Source organism: Microbacterium sp. NPDC057407 (assembly GCF_042803895.1).
GTDB lineage: Bacteria > Actinomycetota > Actinomycetes > Actinomycetales > Microbacteriaceae > Microbacterium.
This window is the reverse complement of record NZ_JBHVCA010000003.1, coordinates 262835-282129: the sequence shown is the minus strand read 5'-3', so window position 1 is coordinate 282129 and position 19295 is coordinate 262835. Positions and strand designations below refer to the sequence as shown.

The 19295-nt window shown below is 70.9% G+C and carries 19 protein-coding genes; 9 read left to right on the top strand and 10 right to left on the bottom strand.

Features of this window, described 5'->3' with window-relative positions:
• Window position 1 precedes the first annotated feature (1 nt).
• The 4 genes from ACFUTX_RS10040 (at window position 2) to ACFUTX_RS10025 (ending at window position 4257) form a co-directional block, all read left to right on the top strand.
• Window positions 2–1609: a hypothetical protein gene (locus tag ACFUTX_RS10040; protein ID WP_378863605.1), complete on the top strand. Its 1608-nt coding sequence runs from the start codon at window positions 2–4 to the stop codon at window positions 1607–1609.
• The gene (locus ACFUTX_RS10035) at window positions 1606–2286 is read left to right on the top strand and encodes an ABC transporter ATP-binding protein (protein ID WP_378863602.1); all 681 of its coding nucleotides are present in this window, start codon (window positions 1606–1608) and stop codon (window positions 2284–2286) included. The genes ACFUTX_RS10040 and ACFUTX_RS10035 overlap by 4 nt, the downstream gene beginning before the upstream one ends.
• Window positions 2283–3581 carry an ABC transporter permease gene (locus ACFUTX_RS10030; protein WP_378863599.1) on the top strand — a complete coding sequence of 433 codons (1299 nt, stop codon included), beginning with the start codon at window positions 2283–2285 and terminating at the stop codon, window positions 3579–3581. Before ACFUTX_RS10035 ends, ACFUTX_RS10030 begins: the two co-directional genes overlap by 4 nt.
• 109 nt (window positions 3582–3690) lie before the next feature.
• The gene (locus ACFUTX_RS10025; protein WP_378863596.1) at window positions 3691–4257 is read left to right on the top strand and encodes a dihydrofolate reductase family protein; all 567 of its coding nucleotides are present in this window, start codon (window positions 3691–3693) and stop codon (window positions 4255–4257) included.
• Here the strand turns inward: ACFUTX_RS10025 and ACFUTX_RS10020 are convergent.
• Together ACFUTX_RS10020 and ACFUTX_RS10015 are read right to left on the bottom strand one after the other, a co-directional pair.
• Window positions 4233–5252 (bottom strand): alpha/beta hydrolase, encoded by a 1020-nt coding sequence (locus ACFUTX_RS10020; RefSeq protein WP_378863593.1) that lies wholly within the window; start codon window positions 5250–5252, stop codon window positions 4233–4235. The two genes, ACFUTX_RS10025 and ACFUTX_RS10020, sit on opposite strands and share 25 nt — an antisense overlap.
• A gap of 95 nt (window positions 5253–5347) precedes the next feature.
• On the bottom strand, window positions 5348–6397 hold the full coding sequence (locus tag ACFUTX_RS10015) for a LacI family DNA-binding transcriptional regulator (protein WP_378863590.1): 1050 nt from the start codon (window positions 6395–6397) through the stop codon (window positions 5348–5350).
• A 186-nt stretch (window positions 6398–6583) separates the two neighbouring features.
• Here ACFUTX_RS10015 and ACFUTX_RS10010 point away from each other — a divergent pair, with 186 nt between their 5' ends.
• The 3 genes from ACFUTX_RS10010 to ACFUTX_RS10000 are packed head-to-tail and all read left to right on the top strand — an operon-like array spanning window position 6584 to window position 9719.
• Window positions 6584–7939, top strand: a complete 1356-nt coding sequence (locus ACFUTX_RS10010; RefSeq protein WP_378864633.1) for an ABC transporter substrate-binding protein — start codon at window positions 6584–6586, stop codon at window positions 7937–7939.
• A 5-nt stretch (window positions 7940–7944) separates the two neighbouring features.
• Complete coding sequence (locus ACFUTX_RS10005; RefSeq protein ID WP_378863588.1) at window positions 7945–8898, top strand: carbohydrate ABC transporter permease; 954 nt, start codon at window positions 7945–7947, stop codon at window positions 8896–8898.
• The gene (locus ACFUTX_RS10000) at window positions 8895–9719 is read left to right on the top strand and encodes a carbohydrate ABC transporter permease (RefSeq protein WP_378863585.1); all 825 of its coding nucleotides are present in this window, start codon (window positions 8895–8897) and stop codon (window positions 9717–9719) included. The genes ACFUTX_RS10005 and ACFUTX_RS10000 overlap by 4 nt, the downstream gene beginning before the upstream one ends.
• A gap of 54 nt (window positions 9720–9773) precedes the next feature.
• Here the strand turns inward: ACFUTX_RS10000 and ACFUTX_RS09995 are convergent, their stop codons facing one another.
• Complete coding sequence (locus ACFUTX_RS09995) at window positions 9774–10115, bottom strand: winged helix-turn-helix transcriptional regulator (protein ID WP_378863582.1); 342 nt, start codon at window positions 10113–10115, stop codon at window positions 9774–9776.
• Window positions 10116–10197: 82 nt separating this feature from the next.
• Here ACFUTX_RS09995 and ACFUTX_RS09990 point away from each other — a divergent pair, with 82 nt between their 5' ends.
• Complete coding sequence (locus ACFUTX_RS09990; protein WP_378863579.1) at window positions 10198–10854, top strand: FMN-dependent NADH-azoreductase; 657 nt, start codon at window positions 10198–10200, stop codon at window positions 10852–10854.
• Between the two features lie 57 nt (window positions 10855–10911).
• Here ACFUTX_RS09990 and ACFUTX_RS09985 read toward each other — a convergent pair whose 3' ends face one another.
• The 3 genes from ACFUTX_RS09985 to ACFUTX_RS09975 form a co-directional block, all read right to left on the bottom strand.
• Window positions 10912–12522: a choice-of-anchor I family protein gene (locus ACFUTX_RS09985; protein ID WP_378863576.1), complete on the bottom strand. Its 1611-nt coding sequence runs from the start codon at window positions 12520–12522 to the stop codon at window positions 10912–10914.
• A gap of 114 nt (window positions 12523–12636) precedes the next feature.
• Window positions 12637–13128: a GNAT family N-acetyltransferase gene (locus ACFUTX_RS09980; protein WP_378863573.1), complete on the bottom strand. Its 492-nt coding sequence runs from the start codon at window positions 13126–13128 to the stop codon at window positions 12637–12639.
• Between the two features lie 45 nt (window positions 13129–13173).
• Window positions 13174–13812, bottom strand: a complete 639-nt coding sequence (locus tag ACFUTX_RS09975; protein WP_378863570.1) for a GntR family transcriptional regulator — start codon at window positions 13810–13812, stop codon at window positions 13174–13176.
• Window positions 13813–14131: 319 nt separating this feature from the next.
• Between ACFUTX_RS09975 and ACFUTX_RS09970 the strand changes: the two genes are divergently transcribed.
• A complete protein-coding gene (locus ACFUTX_RS09970) occupies window positions 14132–14338 on the top strand; it encodes a cold-shock protein (protein ID WP_274647570.1) in 207 nt (68 codons plus the stop codon).
• 125 nt (window positions 14339–14463) lie between these two features.
• On the opposite strand, the gene ACFUTX_RS09965 is transcribed toward ACFUTX_RS09970, so the two are convergent.
• The 4 genes from ACFUTX_RS09965 to nucS all read right to left on the bottom strand — a co-directional run bounded on the left by ACFUTX_RS09965 (window position 14464) and on the right by nucS (window position 19282).
• A complete protein-coding gene (locus tag ACFUTX_RS09965; RefSeq protein ID WP_378863567.1) occupies window positions 14464–16539 on the bottom strand; it encodes a bifunctional lysylphosphatidylglycerol flippase/synthetase MprF in 2076 nt (691 codons plus the stop codon).
• Window positions 16540–16564: 25 nt separating this feature from the next.
• Window positions 16565–17827, bottom strand: a complete 1263-nt coding sequence (locus ACFUTX_RS09960; RefSeq protein ID WP_378863564.1) for a hypothetical protein — start codon at window positions 17825–17827, stop codon at window positions 16565–16567.
• Window positions 17820–18503, bottom strand: coding sequence for an HAD hydrolase-like protein (locus ACFUTX_RS09955; protein ID WP_378863561.1), 684 nt, complete (start codon window positions 18501–18503; stop codon window positions 17820–17822). Before ACFUTX_RS09955 ends, ACFUTX_RS09960 begins: the two co-directional genes overlap by 8 nt.
• Before the next feature lie 83 nt (window positions 18504–18586).
• Complete coding sequence (gene nucS / locus ACFUTX_RS09950; protein WP_378863559.1) at window positions 18587–19282, bottom strand: endonuclease NucS; 696 nt, start codon at window positions 19280–19282, stop codon at window positions 18587–18589.
• Window positions 19283–19295: the final 13 nt, after the last annotated feature.

Genomic DNA, 19295 nt, shown 5'->3' with positions numbered 1-19295 from the left:
GATGCCGCGGGCACGCGCGACGTCGACGGAGAGCTTCGCCGGGCTGCTCGACGATCTGACCGAGCCTGAGGCCGACATGGGCGCAGCCCAGACCGACGAACGATCCCCGTCTTCGGCTGCCAAGGCCCGGACGTCGGCCATCGCGTCGGCGCTCAGACGAAATCGAGGACTGTGGATCACCGCCGCGGTGGCCACCGTCGCTTTGACCGCCGGGCTGCTGGTCGGACGGTTCGTCGTCCCGCAGGACGTCGCCAGCGCCGCACCACCCGACCCCGGGCTGGTGACCGTGCCGGTCGAGTACGGCGAGCTGACGAACGACGTGACGATCCGCGGCGATTTCGGATACAGCGACCCGGTGGAGATGAGCATTGACACATCGGCGCTCGCCGGGCCGGCCGTGGTGACCGGCAAGGTGCCCGAGGTCGGAGCCGAACTGAAGCCGCTCGATGTCGTGCTGGAGCTCGCGGGACGGCCGGTGATCGTTCTGCCGGGCGCTCTGCCGGCGTATCGCGACCTGCGTGTCGGCGTCTCCGGCCCCGACGTCGTGCAGTTCAAGGAGGCGATGCGCGCCGTCGGCCTGGACGCGGGCGACCCGCAGAACGACGTGTTCGACGGCACGACCGCCAGCGCCCTCGCCACGCTGTACGCGCACGCAGGCTACCCGCCGCCCGAGACGGCCGACGACGCCGCGGACGGGGTCAGCGCGGCCGAGGCCGGCGTGCGCGACGCCGAGGTGTCGTTGGAGTCCGCGCGACAGGACCTCGAGGCGGCCCGCGCCGGGCGGTCGGCGGTCGACATCCGCGAGGCCGACAACGCGGTCAACGCGGCACGGCGCGAACTCGACGCGGCACGCGCGGCGACGCCACAGGATCCGGTGCTCATCGGAAACCTCGCCGACGCTCTCGCGCTCGCGGAGCTTCGACGGGAGGCTCTCAACGCCGCCCCCGACACGCGTTCCCAAGAAGCAGCGGTCGCGGCCGCCGAGACCGCGGTCAAGGATGCGCAGCGCTCGCTGGAGCGGGCGCGACAGGACGCGCTCCCGTTCCTGCCCGCCGGGGAGGTCCTCTACCTCACGGAACTTCCGCGCCGCGTCGACGCGGTCAACGCCCAGCGCGGATCGATCCTCGAGAATCCGGCGATGACCGTCTCGGGGGCAACGGTCGCCGTGACGGGATCGGCGGCGAAAGCAGATGCCACCCTGCTCAAGGTAGGAGCGACCGCCGAGCTCGAGCTCCCCGAGGGCGGCACCCATCGGGCGAAGGTGGCAACCATCACCTCGCCGGAAGAGGGCGAGCGGTGGTCGATCGTCTTCGAGCCGGAGCCCCTGACGGACGAGCAGCTCCTGCTCCTGCAGGGCACCAACGTGCGGGTGAAGGTTCCGGTCAGCTCCACCAAGGGGAAGGTGCTGTCGGTGCCGCTGGCCGCATTGACAGCCGGGCCGGCCGGCGAGTCCCGGCTGCAGGTCGTGGACGGAGACCCGCGTGATGGTGCCGACGCCGACACCCGGCTCGTCACCGTGACCACCGGGCTCGCCGCCGACGGCATCGTCGAGGTGACCCCCGTGAAGGGTCGGCTCGCCCAGGGCGACAAGGTCGTGATCGGACGATGACCGCGGTCATGGAGCTGCGCGACGTGACGCGATCCTTCCCCGGGCCCCCCGAGGTGCAGGCCCTGAAGTCCGTGAGTCTGCGAGTCGACGCCGGAGACTACATCGCCATCGTCGGGCCGAGTGGTTCGGGAAAGTCGACCATGCTCAACATCCTCGGGCTGCTCGACCGCCCCACGGTCGGGGAGTACCGCCTCGACGGTGAACTGACGGCAACCCTGACCGATGACCAGCGGGCCGCCCTACGGGCGCACCGGCTCGGCTTCGTCTTCCAGTCGTTCCACCTGCTGTCTCGGCGGACCGTTCTCGAGAACGTCATGCTGCCCCTCCTGTACAGCGGCGCCCCTCGGCATCTCCGGGAGGCGCGGGCCCGCGCGGCCACCTCGCGCGTGGGCCTGCAGCACCGCGAGGGGTTCCTTCCCGGTGTGCTGTCCGGCGGGGAGCGCCAGCGGGCGGCCGTCGCGCGGGCCCTCGTGACGCGGCCGCAGGTGCTGCTCGCGGACGAGCCCACGGGCAACCTCGACCACGCCACCACCGACGAGATCATGACGCTCTTCGAGGAGCTGAACAGGGAAGGGCAGACGCTCGTGCTCATCACCCACGACCTCGGGGTCGCCGCGCGCGCGGACCGCAGCATCCGCATCGACGACGGACGTCTCAGCGAGGTCGTCGCCGCATGATCCGACTCTGGCGCGGGCGTGGGGGCCGGCGCGAGCGATCAGCGGACGCGCGCCGCATCAGCCCCGCCGTGCGTCGGGCCGACCGGTTCGGGTTCACCGATCTGTTGACCGAAGCGACGACCGACATCGGGTCGCGCCCGGTCCGGCTCGTGCTCACCGTCGCCGGCACGGTGCTCGGCATCGGTGCGCTGGTCGCGACCGTCGGTCTGGCGCAGACGGCCGCCGGGCAGATCGGCCAGCAGTTCGACGCGACGGCCGCCACGCATCTGGCGGTCACGCCCGCTGAAGCGGAGGACCGCGACGGTGTGGTGACGATCGGAACGCTCCCGTGGGACGCGGCCGAGCGGCTCGTCACACTGGCGGGCGTCCGGTCCGCCGCCGCGCTCGGCGAACTCAATGACAGCGGGTCGGTCATCACCGCGGTCCCGGTGAACGACCCATCGGCCCCCGCCGCGGCCCCGCCCCCTCTGGTGGCCGGTTCGCCCGAGCTCATCGCCACGCTCAGGGGCAGGATCGTCAGCGGCCGCGCCTTCGACACCGGGCACGACCAGCGCGCGGATCGAGTGGCGATGCTCGGGGCGCGCGCGGCCGAGCAGCTCGGCATCGAGAGGGTGGACACCCAGCCGTCGATCTTCATCGACGGCATCACCTACGCGGTCATCGGCATCTTCGCCGACGTCGACTACCGTGGCGAACTGCTGCAGTCGGTCGTCATCCCGATGGGCACGGCGCGGGAGGACTTCTCCCTGTCGTCGCCCCAGGAGGCCTTCGCCGAGGTGCAGGTCGGGGCCGGACCACAGCTCGAAGAGCAGGCGCCCCTGGTGCTGGCCCCGGCGGCACCCGACACGATGGAGGTCAGCGCTCCGCAGGGGAGCTCCACCCTCCGCGAGAACATCCAGTCGGACCTGAATCTGGTGTTCGTCGTGCTGTCGATCGTGGTCCTGCTGGCCGGCGGCCTGGGCATCGCGAACGTGACCACGTTGTCGGTGATGGAGCGGATCGGCGAGGTCGGCCTGCGGAGAGCGCTGGGCGCCACCCGGAGACAGATCGCCGCACAGTTCTTCCTCGAATCGGTGATCATCGGGCTCCTCGGCGGTCTCATCGGCGCCGCCGCCGGGGTCCTGGGAACGATCGGGGTCTCGGTCGCCCAGGGCTGGGTGCCGATCCTCGATCCCCTCGTCGCGCTCGGTGGCGTGGTCGTCGGGGCCCTGGTCGGCTTCGTCGCCGGAAGCATCCCCGCGCGCCGCGCGAGCAGGATCGAACCCATCGCGGCGCTGCGCGCCTCGCACACGTAGCCGGGCACCACGGATGCCTCGGGCGGACTCGATCCTGGCCGAGCGTCCGGCCGGCGAAGTATCCTGAGGCCGTGCTGGGGCCCGCGCCACCCCGGGGAGGTTCAACGCGATGAGACCGCTTCGATACGCCATCAACGTCACGCTCGACGGCAGCTGCCACCATGAGGCCGGCCTCCCTCCCGACGAGGAGTCGATGGACTTCTGGACCGCCGAGATCGCACGCGCCGACGCCCTGCTCTACGGCCGAGTGACCTACGAGATGATGGAGGCCGCGTGGCGGCATCCGTCCTCCGGCTCGTGGCCCGACTGGATGAGCCCCTGGGACATCCCGTTCGCCGAGGCGATCGACCTCAAGAAGAAGTACCTCGTCTCGCAGACCATCGCGGAACCCGACTGGAACGCCGAGCTCCTGCCCGGCGACCTCGGCGAGTCGGTGGAGCGTCTCAAGCAGCAGCCGGGGGCGGGTCTCCTCGTCGGAGGCGTCACCCTTCCGCTCGCGCTCGCGGATCTCGGCCTCATCGACGAGTACGTGTTCGTCGTGCACCCGGTGCTCGCCGGCCACGGACCGACGCTGTTCGCCGGCCTTCGCGAGCGGATCGCGCTCGAGCTCGTCGATCGGCGGCCTTTCCGGTCGGGTGCGGTCGCGCAGTACTACCGCTCGGCCGGCGCCGCCTGACCGTCCACTGCTCGCGACAGCAGCCGGCTGAGCCAGTCGACACGCGACTCACGGGCGTCGCGGGTGAGGGATGCCTCGGGCACGAGCGCCTCGAACCCGTGAGCCCCGCCCGGCCACACGTGCAGTTCGGCGTCGCCTCCGGCAGCCCAGATGCGCGAGGCGTACGCGATGTCCTCATCGCGGAAGGTCTCGGCCGAGCCGACCTCGACGAAGGTGGGCGGCAGCCCCGAGAGGTCGGGCGCCACCGCAGGGGACGCATAGGCCGGAACCGTCTCACGGGGCAGGTCGCCGAGATAGGCGGCCCAGCCCGTCTCGTTCGCGGTGCGGTCCCAGGCGCCGGCGCCCTGCATCTGCCAGCCGGAGTCCGAGTCGTTGCGGTGGTCGAGCATCGGGCAGATCAGCATCTGCCCGAGCAGCGCGGGAGCGCCCCGATCGCGCGCGAGGAGGGCCGCGGCGGCCGCGAGCCCACCGCCGGCGCTCACCCCCTCGATGACGATGCGCTCCGGGTCGAGACCCAGTTCGCCGGCGTGATCGGCCAGCCACCTCAACCCGGTGTAGACGTCCTCGACGGCCGCCGGGTACCGGTGCTCGGGTGCCAGCCGGTAGTCGACGGATGCCACGGCCGCCCCCACCCGGTGGGCCAACGCCGCCATCGAGGGCAGGACGTCGTACGCGGTGCCGACGACGAGTCCTCCGCCGTGCACGTGATAGATCACCGGGACGTCGGCGGTGGGCGACGTCGGGCGGAGCAGCACGATCGTGAGTGGATCGCCGTCCGGTCCCTGGATGAAATGCCGGGACAGGTCGAACGCCCCGCCGAGCGTGATGGCATCCTCGTCGGGCCGCACGGCGGTGGCGCGGAGCGGCTGGATCCCCGCGGTCGTCAGGGTGGTGACGATGTCGTCGCGCGTCTGCAGGGCATGGGCGACGTCGGGGTCGAAGGGAGGACGGCGGCGAGCCGTGTCGACGGTGCGTCCGCCAGGGGCGTCAGGCAAGTCATGCTCCTGCAGGTGTCGGTGCTAAATCGCGTTAGCACTACATCGTGCGGGACGCCGCGCGCCGTGTCAAACGCGCGGGCGACGGCGGCGCCTCACCGGCCGACGGGCGACGCGATCGATTCGCGGGACCGCAGGGGCATCCGCAGGCGCTCCGGCGATGCCGGCTCGGCCGCGTCGTCCTCGGCGAGCAGGACCGCCACCGCGCGGCGTCCCAGCTCCCGGTGCGGGATGGCGAAGGTCGTCAGTCCCGGGTGCAGCCATCCGGCCAGCGGGTGGTCGTCGAACGACACGACGGCGAAGTCCGTCGGCACGGAGAGGCCGGCCTCGTTGATCGCCTGGTAGGCGCCGAACGCCAGCCGGTCGTTGAACGTGATGAGCGCCCCGCCGCGGACGCCCCGGCCGATGAGTGATCTCGTCAGTTCGAATCCCTCCTCCGGCAGCCACACGCCCGACGTGGAGCCGCTCGCCGGGGCCAGCCCCGAAGCCTGCAGCTCGTCGAGGATCCCCGCGAGACGCTCGCGGCCCGCCACGGTGCGGGGGGCTACATCGCCGGGAGCGGGGCCCGCGCCGATGAGGTGGATCTCGCGATGGCCCGCGTCGAGAAGGAGGCGGGCGGCGTCGCGTCCCGCCCGGTACTCGTCGGGGATCACCGCCGGCACCTGCAGCCCCGAGTCTGCGGGGAGAGTGTTGAGGAGGACCACCTTGCGCCCCTGTGCCGAGCGCGGGACCGACCTCTCGCGGGTGAACATGGAGGCGATGATGAGTCCGTCCACCTGGTGGTCGAGCATGGTCTCGACGAGTCGGTCCTGCTCGACCTCGTCGCCCTCCGTCTCGCCGATGAAGAGCATGTACCCGCGCGACCGGGCCTCTTCGAGGGCGCCCTTGATCATGTCGCCGGCGAGTTGAGAGGTGGCCACCGTGTCGGAGATGAAGCCGACGGTGCGGCTCGTCCCGCTCCGCAGGCTCGTGGAGAGCTTGTTGGGGCGGTATCCCAGCTCGGAGGCGATCGTGCGGACGCGATCCTGCGAGGACTCCGAGATGCGCAGCTCGTCGCCGCGGTCGGACAGCACCAGGGACGCTGTGGTGCGCGACACCCCCGCGGCGCGGGCGACGTCGGCCAGCGTGATGCGGTTCTGCGACACGGGCGCCTCCTGGTGAGCCGATCCTATCGACGCCGGTCGCGGCATCCGTCGATCAGTTGACAAGCCTGCCCACGTGACGCATCATGAACCTGCTAACACGGTTTAGCAAAGCATGTACAGCAAGCACGAACCGCATCTGAGAGTTTGCAATCGCACTGCAGCAGAGAGGAGACGTAGGTGTCTCACATGGAAAAGCGGGTGGGTCGGCCCCTCGCGATCGCGGGCGTCATGGTGACGGCGGCCCTGGGACTCGTGGCCTGTGCGCCCCCCGGTGGCTCGGCCGCTCCCACGGCGTCGGGAGGCGGCGACTTCGCCGACGGAGCTCCGAGCTGCGGCGACGAGGACGTCGTCCTCAACGCCTACTTCGAGACGGGCTTCCCGCTGCCCACCGCACTGACCGAGGAGTTCACGAAGCAGTACCCGAACGTCACGTTCGACATCCGCGAGGACCAGTTCGCGGTCATCACCCAGAACGCGCCGCGCGTGCTGCAGGACTCCCCGCCCGACCTCATGCGCCTCCCGCAGATGTCGGAGCTGGCCAGCGACGGCCTGTTGCTCGACCTCGACCCGTACGCGGAGGCGTTCGGATGGACCGACTGGCCGCCGTCGCAGCTCGTGCAGCTCCGCGTCGACGAAGACGGGCGCCGCGGATCCGGCCCGCTCTACGGCCAGGGCCTCAGCTACTCGATGACCGGCGTCTTCTACAACAAGGAGCTGGCCGAAGAGATCGGCATGACCGAGCCCCCCGCCACGCTCGAGGAGTTCGACGCGGCCCTGCAGGCGGCGAAGGATGCGGGGATCACGCCCATCGCGCAGTTCAACGGCGGTGCGACCGGCGGCCTCGCCTTCCCGCTCCAGGCTCTCATGGCCTCGTACGGCGACCCCGCGGCGATCAACGAGTGGATCTTCCAGCAGCCGGATGCCACGATCAACACCCCCGAGAACCTCGAGGCCGCCGAGCACCTCCAGCGGTGGATCGATGCCGGCTACTTCGCCGACGACATCAACTCGCTGGACTACGCGCAGATGATGAGCCGGTTCATCGGCGGCGAGTCGCTGTTCATCTTCAACGGCGACTGGGAGTCGGGCAACCTCGACACCCAGATGCCGGGCAACGCGGGCTTCTTCCTGATGCCTCCGCTCGAAGAGGGCGGCTCGCTCGGTGCGATGTCCGCGCCGTTGACCTTCGGCATCGCGGCCGGCGCCGAGAACCCGGACTGCGCGGCGTTCTTCCTCGACTGGGCCGCCACGAACGAGGAGGCGCGCACGATCACCGTCGAGGTCGGCGGCTCGCACCCGATGGGCGCCGTGGACGCGTTCATGCCCGAGGTCGAGCCCGGCTCGACGACCGAGGCGACGCTCGACGCCGGCGCCACGATCGGCGAGGCGAACGGCGCGATGGACTTCATCGCCAACGCCACCGGTGCGATCTACGCGCAGAGCTGGACGCCCAACCTGCAGAAGATGGTGGCCGGCGAGCAGACGCCCGAGGGTCTGCTCGAGTCGGTGCAGGCGGACTACGAGAGCCAGGTCGGAAACTAGTTCAGATGGCATCCCCCCGAACCGCTGCTGCGCCGGTGACCACCACCGGCGCAGCAGCGTCATCCCGGCCCGCCGCGCGTCGGCGGCCCCGCATCTTCCGTGATCTGCGGGCGTACCTGCTCGTCGTCCCCGCCGCGGCGTTCTACCTGTTCTTCGTGCTGCGTCCGATCGCGCTGTCGGCTCAGTACTCGCTGTACGACTGGAACGGCATCGGCCCGGCGACGTGGGTCGGCCTCGACAACTACCTGCAGGTCTTCAGCAACCCGAAGCTCGTCGGGGCGATCCTCAACGCGTTCGAGCTGATCCTGTACTTCTCGGTGATCCCGGTCGCGATCGCTCTCCTCGCGGCGAACCTCATCCGCTCGATCGCGACGGGCCGGCTCGCCGGAGTGTCGCGGACGGTGCTCTTCCTGCCGCAGGTCATCCCGCTGGTGGCGGCCGGCATCATGTGGAGCTGGATGTTCTCGACCGACGGCGTCGTGAACCAGTTCCTGCGCCTGATCGGCCTCGGTGGCCTGACCCGCGCCTGGCTCGGCGACTTCGACACGGCGCTTCCCGCTGTGGGCGTCATCGGGGCGTGGGTGCAGGTGGGGCTGTGCCTCGTCCTCATCCTCGCCGGCATGACGAAGATCGACACCGCCCTCTACGAGGCCGCGCGGATCGACGGGGCGGGTCCGATCCGCGAGTTCTTCGCGATCACCCTGCCCGGCGTGCGCCAGGAGGTCGCCGTCTGCGTCACGGTGACGGTCATCGCCGCGCTCGCGAGCTTCGACATCATCTACATCTCCACGCAGGGCGGGCCGGGCGACAGCACCCTCGTGCCCGGTCTGCAGATCTTCTACCTGGCCTTCTACGAGCGCGAGATCGGCATGGCGTCGGCGTTCGCGATCGTGCTCATGGCCCTGGTGCTCGTCGTCGTCCTCCCGCTGCAGCGGATCCTCCGGGGGAGGGAATCGTGATCGTCCGCGCCCGCGAGACGTGGGCCGGCCGCGTCATCCTCGTCGTCCTGATGGTGGTCACGATCGTGCCGTTCGTGAGCCTCTTCATCACCGCGCTGCACCCGCCCGGCACGTATCCGCGCGGACTGGAGTGGCCCGAGACCCCGCACTGGGACAACTTCGTGCTGGCGTTCCAGGCGGCCGACATGTGGCAGCTGCTGATGTCGAGCCTGTTGATCGAGGCCGGGGTCGTGCCGGTCGCCGTGCTCATCGCGACGCTCGCCGGCTTCGTGCTCGGGCACCTCAAGCCGCGCGGCGCGTCGGTCGTCTTCATCGTGTTCCTCCTGGGTCTCACGCTCCCGTTCGAGGGCATCATCACGCCGCTCTACTTCCAGGTGCGCGAGCTCGGCATCCTGAACACCCGGTGGGCGATCATCCTGCCGCTGATCGGACTGTTCATGCCGTTCGCGGTGACGTGGATGCGTGCGCACTTCGTCACGATGCCCAGCGAGCTGTCGGAGGCGGCTCGCATGGACGGAGCCTCGACGTGGCAGCTCTTCTGGCGGATCCACATCCCGCTGTCGGTGCCGGCGCTGTCGTCCCTGGCGATCCTGCTGTTCCTCTGGACCTGGAACCAGTTCCTGCTCGCGATCGTCCTGGTCAACGACCCCGCCAAGCGAACGATGGCCGGAGCGCTCGGAGCGTTCCAAGGCCGGTACGGCACCGACATCCCGCTGCTGTGCGCCGGGTCGCTTCTCATCCTGACGCCGACGCTGATCGTGTTCCTGATCTTCCAGCGTCAGTTCGTCTCGGCGCTCATGCAGGGCTCCCTCAAGGGCTGACCTGTCGCAGGGTCGGCGATCCTCGGGTCGCCGGCTCTGCTGACGGATGCCGCGTCAGCGGTTCGCGGTGAGCACGAGGTTCTCTCGCGCCCAGTCCCCCAGCTGCTGCAGCACGGGGATGAGCCGCTCGCCCTGGGGCGTCAGCGCGTAGGAGACGGTGACCGGGGGTCCGGGGTCGACGTCACGTGTGACGAGCCGGGCCTCGACGAGTTCGGGGAGCCGGTCGGACAGCACGGCGTCGCTGATCCCCCCGACGGTGCGCTTGAGCGCGACGAACGAAAGCGCTCCCCCGCTCAGGGCGTCGAGGATCATCCCGTTCCACCGCTTGCCGAGCACGCTGAAGGCGAGCGTGACCGCCGCGTCGCACGCGGGCCCTCCGTGCTCGTCCTGCGCCATGCCCTCATCGTACCCGTGCTACCCTCGCCATAGTCGCTCTGAATTACAGAGCAACTATGAGAATGAGAACAGGAGCATCCCCATGACCCTCTTCCGCCTGGACGCCAGCATCCTTCCCGCGACGTCCGCGAGCCGCGAACTCGGCGACCTCGTCGAAGCCGAGTGGGTCGCCGCCCACCCGGACTCCACGGTGCTCCGCCGTGACCTCTCCGCCGATCCGGTGCCCGCGACGGCATGGCGCGACGCGGTTCAGGGCGGGTTCACCCCCGAGGCCGACCGCACCGACGAGCAGCGCGCGGCGCTCGCCCTCGCACAGACGTTCGCCGACGAGCTGCGCGCGGCTGAGGCGCTGCTGTTCACCGTCCCGCTCTACAACTACGGCGTCTCGCAGCACTTCAAGACCTGGTTCGACCTCACCTACACCGTGCCGGGCGTCGACCCGCAGGGCACCGACCTGCGCGGCAAGCCGGCGACCCTCGTCACGGTGCTCGGCGGCAACTACGCCGAGGGCACCCCCAAGGAGGGCTGGGACCACTCCACTGCCTGGCTCCGCCGGGTGCTCGAGGACGTGTGGGGCCTCGACCTGCGCGTCGTCCACCGTCCGTTCACCCTCGTCGGCGTGAACCCCGCGCTCGACGCGTTCGCCGAGCCTGCGGCGGAGCTCAAGCGCACGGCCGAGGCGGCCGCCGTGCAGTCCGGGCGCGAGCTCGCCGAGCGGCGCAGCGACCGCGTCGCCTGAGTCCATGACGAAGCCCCGGGCGACCCGACCGTCGCCCGGGGCTTCGTGCCGGGCGAATCAGCGGTCGACCGACACCTCGAAGAGGGTGGTCGAACCCGACACCTCGTTGGCGACGGCGACGAGCGGCTCACCCGTCGGCGACTCGGCCGCCGGGATGAAGGACAGGCCCTCGGGACCCAGATCGCCGCTGTTGTCGGAGAAGTCGCGGTTGTTCAGGTAGGTGACGAAGAACGACTCGGCCGGCACCGTGATGTCGTAGACGATCACGCCGCCCACCCGCTCGAAGCCGACGAACGCGTACGTGCGGCCGTCGATCTCGCCGATGGTGAGGTTCTCGGGCTCGGGGCCCTTGTCGTCGCTGCGGCCCTCGCGGTTGGCCTCCGTGTGGTTGGAGTTCACGAAGGCGGGGGCTGCGGCATCCGTGATCCGTTCGAAGTCGGCACCCGAGTCGAAGACCTGCGCGCCGTCCGTGGTCCAGATCGAGAACGAGCGGGCGCCGAAGGCGTAGAGGTTCTGGTAGCAGCCCTGCGCCGCGTCGAAGCCGAGCTCCTTCGTCACATTGAGGCGGCCGAGGTCGGCATTCCCGGTCTTGCCCTTGAGCGGGCTGGTGGTGCAGACCGGCAGCGATCCGGCGCGCGCGCCCTCGACGTACGAGCCCCACTCGCGGGCGTCGCCCTCGTTCGCCGTCACCAGGTACGAGCCGCCGCCGGCGCGATACGACGCGATGCCGTCGGGCATGTACACGCCGTACAGGCCGGGGTAGGTGCGCAGCTCGAACCGGTTGTCGCGGTCGCTGGGGTCGAGCGCGACGACGCCGTGGTCCTTGAACCCGAGGGGACGGATGTCGGTGACCCGCGCGGACGGGATCTGCACGACGGCGATCGCGTTGGCCTCCTGGAGCGCGACGTACGCGTTGTTGCCGACGACGGAGATGTACTCGGGCTCCAGGTTGCGCGACACCGGATGGTCGGCGCCGTTGGGCGTCGGCCCGAACACCCGCACCCCGGCGGGCAGGTTGCCGTTCTCGAAGGCGTGGAAGTCGGCCGTCGACACATCCTTCTGCTTCGCCGCCGCGACCTTCGGGGTCGACAGCCGCACGATCGAGATCGACCCCTCCGGGTCGGTCGAGAAGTCGTCGGCCGGCTCGCCCTCGTTCGCCGTCAGGGCGAAGCGGCCGTCGGGGGTGATCACAACGTTGTCGGGCTGGGCGCCCACGGTCACCGTCCCGAGGATCTTCGGCTCGTCGGCGCGCGCGTCGAAGAACACCAGATGGCCGGGATCCGTCTTGACGGATGCCTCGAACGCGGCGATGCCGAGACCGTCCTTGCGGATCGCGACCGAGTTCGCGACCCCCTCGGATGCGATCTCGTGCTCCTTGGTGATCGCGCCGGGTTCGGCGAAGTCGAGCACCTCGACGGTGCCGGCCTTCGCGCTGACGACGAAGAGGCGGTCCTCGTAATGGGCGACGATCTCGGCGGCCGACTCGTCGAAGACGCCGGTGTCGTAGCTGCCGATCGGCGTGAGGGAGAGGGCGGCGTCGGGAGCGGAGTACTCGACCGGGTCGGGCACGATCTCGGCCGAGGCGGCGAAGGCGGGAGCGAGCGCGAGTGCGCACGTCGTGGCGGCGGCGGCGACGAGCACCGCGGCTCTGCGGAGGCGAAGGGGCATGGGAGTCCTCGGAAGTCGGGTACTGCGCGCGGGCGCACGCCCTCCGTTGCTATCCGATCCCGGTGTCGTCAGGGTGAACACCCGGCGAAGGGAGAGTCGCCGGGTGGGCTGTCGTCACACCCCGTCGAGGGTGGGCACGAGGGCGAACACCACCTCTTCGGCCTCACGGGCGAGCGCGGGGGCGAACACGCTGCTGCGCGACACCTCGGCGAAGCCGGAACCGCGCAGCACGGCGATCGCGGCGGCGTTGTGCCCGGCGGCCCGGGCGAACAGCGGCCGCACCGGCTCACGCGACATCACGAGACGCAGTGCCGCCGTCGCCACGCCGCGGCCCCACGCGTGGCGCGCGATCCACAGACTGACCTCGCGGTCGCCGTCGACGGTGAAGACCGCTGCCGTTCCGGCGAACCCGCCGTTCTCGGTCACCACCTGGTAGAGCACGTCGTCGGCTGCCCTCTCGCGCGCGATCCAGGCGTCGAAGGCCTCGCGGTCGTCGGGGTCGTCGGCCGTGAACGCGGCGAGGGCGCGGGCCTCGGCATCCCGCATCATCTCGAAGATGGCGTCGAGGTCGTCGTCGTCCAGATCCCGCAGCTCGATGTGACTCACACGCCCACCGTAGCGATCCGCGCGTCGGCGCAGAGAGGGTTGCGCTCAGGCCAATCCGTGCAGTTCGCGCAGTCGCGCCTCGGCCCGGACACCGTCGCGCTCGTGCATCGCGGTGCGGAAGTCCTCGTACGCCGCGGTGCGGCTCACGGGGCACTCGATGAGCGGGCGCCACGTCGAGATGTGGCGGCGGATCGCGAGCTCGGCCTCGCGCATGAACCGCATGATGGCGACGTTGCCGGTGGCCCGCGTGAGCTGGGCGAAGAAGGCGTGGCTTGTGCGCATGAGCTCGGGATAATCGTCGGCTCGGGATGCCGCGATCACGTCGTCCAACCCCGCCAGCGCGTCGTCGAGCTCCTCGTCGGAGGCGTGGGCCACGGCCATGCGGGCCGCGTTGCCCATGAGGTACGCCACGAACTCGAGGGTGTCGGACTGCGACTTGTCGTTCGGCGCCGACACGCGCGTGTAGCGATGCGGCGAGACTTCGACCAGACCGACGCGTTCCAGCCGCTGCAGCGCTTCACGCACCGGGGTGCGCGAGACGCCGAGCCACTCAGCGAGGTCGTGGTCGCGCAGCTGCGAGCCGGGGGGAAGGGTCCCGTCGAGGATCGCCTCGCCCAGACGGGCGTAGACCTGATCTCCGAGGACCGTTCCGCCCGGGGCGAGGGGGGCGAGGGGGGTCTCCATCAGTGCGACCAGTGTACGTCCGCGGATTCATGCGCATGGACATCGCCGGGCGCATCCCGAGCGGTGTTCGACCCTCGCCGCGCCACTGATATATCGCTACCATGGTGCTGTCACGCTTCCGCGTGGCCTATCCGGGGGGATCCGTCGACGCCCGGGCTTCGAGCAATGCTCAGCCCGGGCGTCCGATGGCCCCCGCGCCGACGCACTGTGCAACATTTCCGTCACCATCGAAATCCGCACTCGCCGTGCGAGGCGTGGACCGTTACGTTGGGACTCGACCCGTGGCATGAGCGCGGGCACCCCCAAAGAACGGCAAGTAATGAGCACGCAGGGCACCGTCAAGTGGTTCAACTCGGAGAAGGGCTTCGGCTTCATCGCTCCCGATGAGGGTGGCGCGGACGTTTTCGCGCACTACACCGCCATCGCAGCGAGCGGCTACCGCTCCCTCGAAGAGAACCAGCGGGTCGAGTTCGAGATCGCCCAGGGCCCCAAGGGCCTGCAGGCGGAGAACATCCGCCCCCTCTGAGCTTCCCGGGCCTCCGGGCCCGCGAATGCGACGTCGCGCCGCGGTACCCCGTCGCCTCCGCCGACGATGCGGGGACGGATGCCGCGGCTCGGCCGCGCCCGGCTTCCGCCGGGCGCTTTCTCTTCTCAGTCGCCGGAACCGCGCACGAGTTCCAGGCCGGCGCCCGCGAACTGACGCAGCGTCGCGTCGGGGAGGAACGCCCGGGTCAGCCCGGCTCCGATCCGAGTGAGGTCGCTCTCGTCGCGGAAGAGCAGGTACATCGTCTCGTACCGGGGGTGGAACTTGCTCTTGAACCGGTGCAGCGACTGGAACCCGTAGACGGGCTCGAGCATGCCGGCGAGCCAGTCCGACAGGCGCGCGATGGCTCCGGCATCCGGCGGGTACTCGTGCGCCAGCGGCGCACCCGACAGCGACATGATCTCGGCGCCCTCGTCGGAGAACTGCCGCGCCGACGAGCCGATGAGGAACTCCATCACCGGACCGAAGCCCCCGTCGCGCCGTCGCATGAGGTCGAGCGTCCAGCCCCGGACCGCGCCCCCGGCGCCGTACACCGGCAGCCAGGAGAGGAATCCGTCGACGTCGCCGGCCGGTGAGATGGCGAGGGCCAGTCGCACTTCGGGATCCTCGGCCTGATCCAGCGTGCCCAGCGTGAACCCCATCTCGGGGAGACCCTTGTCGCCGACCCACATCTCCGAGATGGCGCGCAGCTGCTGCTTGATGCCCCACGGCTCGTCGACGAGCCGCGTGAGGCGGAACGTCATCTCCTCGCGGCCGGCGCGGTTGAGCGAGGTGCGCACCGCGTTCCACCGCTTGCCGGTGAACTCCAGACCGGGCAGGTCGACGATCGTGTCGTCGGCGACGACCATGCTGCGCCATCCCGACGGCACGGCAGCGCGGGTGGGCTCGGTCGCGCTGAAGAAGCAGGGCACGAGCCCGGCCTGCTCCGCGGAGCGCACGAACTCGGTGACGGCGGCGGCGCGGGATGCCTCGGGCCCGAGCGGGTCGCCGAGCACGATCGCGACCCCGGCGCGGCGCTGGTAGGCGACGATGCCGCCACTGCGGGTGCGGGCGTAGTCGTTGCCGTCCCACGTCGTCATCCACGAGAGCGTGCCGCCGCCGTGGTCGTGGAGCGCCTGCTTGACGTCGGCGACGGTCGGCACCGGGGTCTGCCCCACCACCGACTTCCGGCGGGCCCGGAACGCGCCGCGCACCCACACGAGGTACAACAGCAGCAGCAGCCACATCGCCGACTGGGCGATCGCGACGTTGAAGTCGCCCCAGTTCTCGTCGACGGCGCTCGGTCCGACGATCACCACGAGCACGACCAGCAGCACCCCGGTCGCGACGTTGGCGATCGACAGCACGAGCGTCCACGTCCACGCCCAGCGGCGTCCGCGGCGGAGCCCGGTGGCCAGAAGCGCGATCACCGCGACGTCGATCGCGACGTCGAGGAACGAACCCCCGACGGCTTCGGTGTGGCCGAAAGGACCGTCGGTGGGCACGAGCAGCGTCAGGATCTCGACGGCCAGGATCACCAGCGCCGCGATGAAGGCGATGAGTCGCTGCTCGCGCACGGTCGTGCGCTGGATCCGCAGCGACCGGTCGACGAAGAGGATGAGCAGCACGGCGAACGCGTGCTCGAGGTCGGCGAGCGAGCCCCAGAAGAACAGCATCACGAACGCGAACCCGAGCACGAGCAGCCAGGCGCGCACCCGCCACGGCGACACCAGCAGACCCGCGGCGGCCGCGATGCCCGCCATCGTGCCGCCGGAGGGGCCCACGTCGAGCACGGTCGCCTCGACCTGCGCCCACGGCCACGGCAGCATCGAGGCCAGCCAGAGGAAGAGCGCACTGGCGAAGATGGCGAAGAGCTGGCCGATGCCGAAGTACGCGAGCGCGACGACGGACCCGCGCCGGTGCTCGACATACGCGAGCCCGATGAAGCTCGCGATCACGAAGGGGTAGACGAGCGGGTGGTCGACGAAGAACGTGCCGGTCACGGGCGTCCACCAGCGTCCCTCGACCAGAGCGGGCAACCCGTACGCGACGGTGTCGAACAGCGGGTTCGCCGAGAACGGGCTCCACAGCCCACCCCACACGATGCCCACCACCAGCAGCAGTCCGATCAGCGACAGCGTCGCCGGGATGCGGGTCACCACGGACACGACCGGATTGCGCGAGACCTTGACGGCGTCGGTCATGGCATCACCATACCGACGGCGGCGGTCAGGACGAGGGGTGATCTGCGGCGTCGGCGAGGGACCTCGCGTCATCCGCGTCGCGCAGCGCCCGCCGCGCTGCGGCCAGCGCCGACACCGGATCCTGCGCCTGGCGGGCAGCGGCGAGCTCCCGCTGCGAAGAGATGAGGCGGGCGCGCGCATCGGCTCCCGCCCCGGCATGGACGGCGGATGCCTCGGCCTGCGCGATCGCCGAACGGGCGGCTGCCAGCGTGCCGGGGAGCGCCGTCCGCGACCCCCGCACCCGCTGCTGCGCGGTGCGCGTGTCGCCGAGTGCGACATCGAGCCGCTCGCGCAGGCGCGCGATCCGGTCGACCGTGCGAGACGGGCGGCGCGAGGCATCCGTCTCGATCTCGTCGAGCTCGCGCTCCAGGGCGCCGAGGTCGCCGCGGAGGCGTTCCGCGGCCGCTCCGTCCAGGCGGTCGCAGACGACGGATGCCTGGCGCAGCGCCGTGCGCGCGGCGTCGATCTCGCCCGGCACGGCCTGGGCCGCCTGCATGACGAGCCGGTGCGACTCCTCCAGGATGCGGGCGTCGGCCTCGGACTGCCGGAGGGCCCGCTCGGCCGCGCTCAACTCGACCAGCGCGCGGGCGGGATCGGCGGCGTGCTCGGCGGCTCGCGCGAGCAGGCGCTCGGCCTCGTCGGCCTCGGCGACGGCGGCATGTGCCGCGCGCGAGGCCTCCCGCCACTCGTCCTCGGCGAAGCGGGCCGAGAGTTCGGCCACCAGCGCGGCGGGGTCGCCCATGGTCTCGCGCAGCCGCGTCAGGTGCTGCTGTGCGGACGCCACCTGGCTCGCCGCGCTGACGTTCGCCGCCACCCAGGCCGCATGTTCGGCGCGCGCGTTCGAAATCGTGCGCAGGGCCTCGTCGGCGCGCTTCGCGATGCGCAGCGACGAGCGGCGGATCTCCGCCGGGAGAACCTCCGCCGAGCCGATGCGGAGGTACTCGTCGAACGCCTCGTCCCGGGCGTGCTGTCCGGTGAGACGCGCTCGCCGCAGCGTCACCGGCGCGCCGCCGCCCTGCAGGGCCCCGGAGAGGCCGACCTCGAGATCGAGCTCGGTGACCGCGTCGTCGAGCCGGACGAGGGCGGCGCCGGCCGCGCGGCGCGCGGCCTCGGCAGCCGCTCGCGCACGCGCCGAGCGCCGGGAGCGGCGCACCGCCCAGACGAGCGCCGCGATCACGAGCAGAGTCGCGCCGAGCACGATCGCGGCGGGGACGAGCCACGTCAGGATCGGACCGGCGACGTCATCCATCGGGGTCCTCGAACAGCAGCAGGTGCCGCAGCTGGGCCACGTCGTCGACGGCCGCCTGGGCGCCGTCCGCTTCGTGCGGCCAGCTGAACCCCCAGCGCACGAAGATGACGGGAACGCCGTGGACGGCGCCCCCCTCGACGTCGTGGTGGCGGTCGCCGATCAGCACCGGGCGGCTGGTGTCGGCACCCGCGGCTCGCAGTCGGCGCAGCGCCTCGGCGACGATGTCTGCCTTCGCGCTCAGCGTCTTCTCATCGGGCGTCGCCCCGACGATCGCGGTCAGCGAGGGCGAGAGGTCGAAGTGGTCCATGAGAGCCGCCACCTGGATCTCGGGCTTCGAGCTCGCCGTCGCCTGCGGGATGCCGGCCGTCGCGAGGTCGCGGATGAGCTCGCCGACGCCCGGGAAGAGCTTCGCGCCGGTGGTGTAGCCGTCCTGCTTGCCGAGCACGCGGTAGAAGGCGACGGCCTCGGTCGCCTCTTCTGGAGTCATGCCGACGTTCACCTGGAAGGACTCGTACATCGGCGGACCGATCCAGTGCACCAGCTCGGCGCGGGTCGGCGGGCGCTTGCCGAAGTGCTCGAGCGCGATGGTGAGCCGGCGGAGGATGCCGTCCGACGCGTCGACGATCGTGCCGTCCACGTCCCAGAGCACACAGGTCCACGGCGATCGGTTCGGCATGGGACCACCCTATTCGGCGTGCGAGGCGAGGTTTGGATACGCCCGCCTGCGGCGGGCTCCCCAACGTGCGGGGGCGGCTCGTGTCAGAACAGGCGGGGGGCGCCGGACTCGACGCCCTTCATGCCCTCGTAGTCGAGCGTCACGCACCGGATGCCGCGATCCGTCGCCAGCACCTTCGCCTGCGGCTTGATCTCCTGAGCCGCGAAGACCCCCGTGACGGGCGCGAGGTGCGGGTCGCGCCCGAGCAGCTCGAGGTAGCGCGTCAGCTGCTCGACGCCGTCGATGTCGCCGCGGCGCTTCACCTCGACCGCGATCGTGCCCCCGGAGGGGTCGCGCAGCAGCAGATCGACGGGACCGATCGCGGTCGGGAACTCCCGCCGCACGAGGGTCAGCCCCTCGCCGATGACGTCGACCTGCTCTGCGAGCAGGCGCTGCAGGTCGGCCTCGACGCCGTCCTTCTGCAGTCCGGGGTCGATCCCGAGCTCGTGCGACGAGTCGTGCAGCACCTCGTAGATCCGCACCAGCAGCGCATCCCCCGTCTTGGCGTGCGTGACCCGCCAGTGCTCGACCACGCCGGCAGCGGCGGATTCGGCATCCGGAATCTCGACATCCAGCCGGCAGGGCGGGCTCATCCAGTTCAGCGGCTTGTACGAGCCGCCGTCGGAGTGCACGAGCAGGCTGCCGTCGCCCTTGTGGACGAGCAGCCGCGTCGCGAGCGGAAGGTGGGCGGTGAGGCGTCCGGTGTAGTCGACGGAGCAGCGGGCGATGACGAGACGCACTCGAAGAGCCTAA

Excerpts from the sequence above, each read along its gene's own strand:
- ACFUTX_RS09960 (WP_378863564.1), bottom strand. The coding sequence starts at position 17,827 with ATGGATGACGTCGCCGGTCCGATCCTGACGTGGCTCGTCCCCGCCGCG.
- ACFUTX_RS09995 (WP_378863582.1), bottom strand. The coding sequence starts at position 10,115 with ATGGCGCAGGACGAGCACGGAGGGCCCGCGTGCGACGCGGCGGTCACG.
- ACFUTX_RS10035 (WP_378863602.1), top strand. The coding sequence starts at position 1,606 with ATGACCGCGGTCATGGAGCTGCGCGACGTGACGCGATCCTTCCCCGGG.
- ACFUTX_RS10025 (WP_378863596.1), top strand. The coding sequence starts at position 3,691 with ATGAGACCGCTTCGATACGCCATCAACGTCACGCTCGACGGCAGCTGC.
- ACFUTX_RS09955 (WP_378863561.1), bottom strand. The coding sequence starts at position 18,503 with ATGCCGAACCGATCGCCGTGGACCTGTGTGCTCTGGGACGTGGACGGC.
- ACFUTX_RS09965 (WP_378863567.1), bottom strand. The coding sequence starts at position 16,539 with ATGACCGACGCCGTCAAGGTCTCGCGCAATCCGGTCGTGTCCGTGGTG.
- ACFUTX_RS10005 (WP_378863588.1), top strand. The coding sequence starts at position 7,945 with ATGGCATCCCCCCGAACCGCTGCTGCGCCGGTGACCACCACCGGCGCA.
- ACFUTX_RS09975 (WP_378863570.1), bottom strand. The coding sequence starts at position 13,812 with ATGGAGACCCCCCTCGCCCCCCTCGCCCCGGGCGGAACGGTCCTCGGA.
- ACFUTX_RS10030 (WP_378863599.1), top strand. The coding sequence starts at position 2,283 with ATGATCCGACTCTGGCGCGGGCGTGGGGGCCGGCGCGAGCGATCAGCG.
- ACFUTX_RS10010 (WP_378864633.1), top strand. The coding sequence starts at position 6,584 with ATGGAAAAGCGGGTGGGTCGGCCCCTCGCGATCGCGGGCGTCATGGTG.
- ACFUTX_RS10040 (WP_378863605.1), top strand. The coding sequence starts at position 2 with ATGCCGCGGGCACGCGCGACGTCGACGGAGAGCTTCGCCGGGCTGCTC.
- ACFUTX_RS09990 (WP_378863579.1), top strand. The coding sequence starts at position 10,198 with ATGACCCTCTTCCGCCTGGACGCCAGCATCCTTCCCGCGACGTCCGCG.
- ACFUTX_RS09985 (WP_378863576.1), bottom strand. The coding sequence starts at position 12,522 with ATGCCCCTTCGCCTCCGCAGAGCCGCGGTGCTCGTCGCCGCCGCCGCC.
- ACFUTX_RS09970 (WP_274647570.1), top strand. The coding sequence starts at position 14,132 with ATGAGCACGCAGGGCACCGTCAAGTGGTTCAACTCGGAGAAGGGCTTC.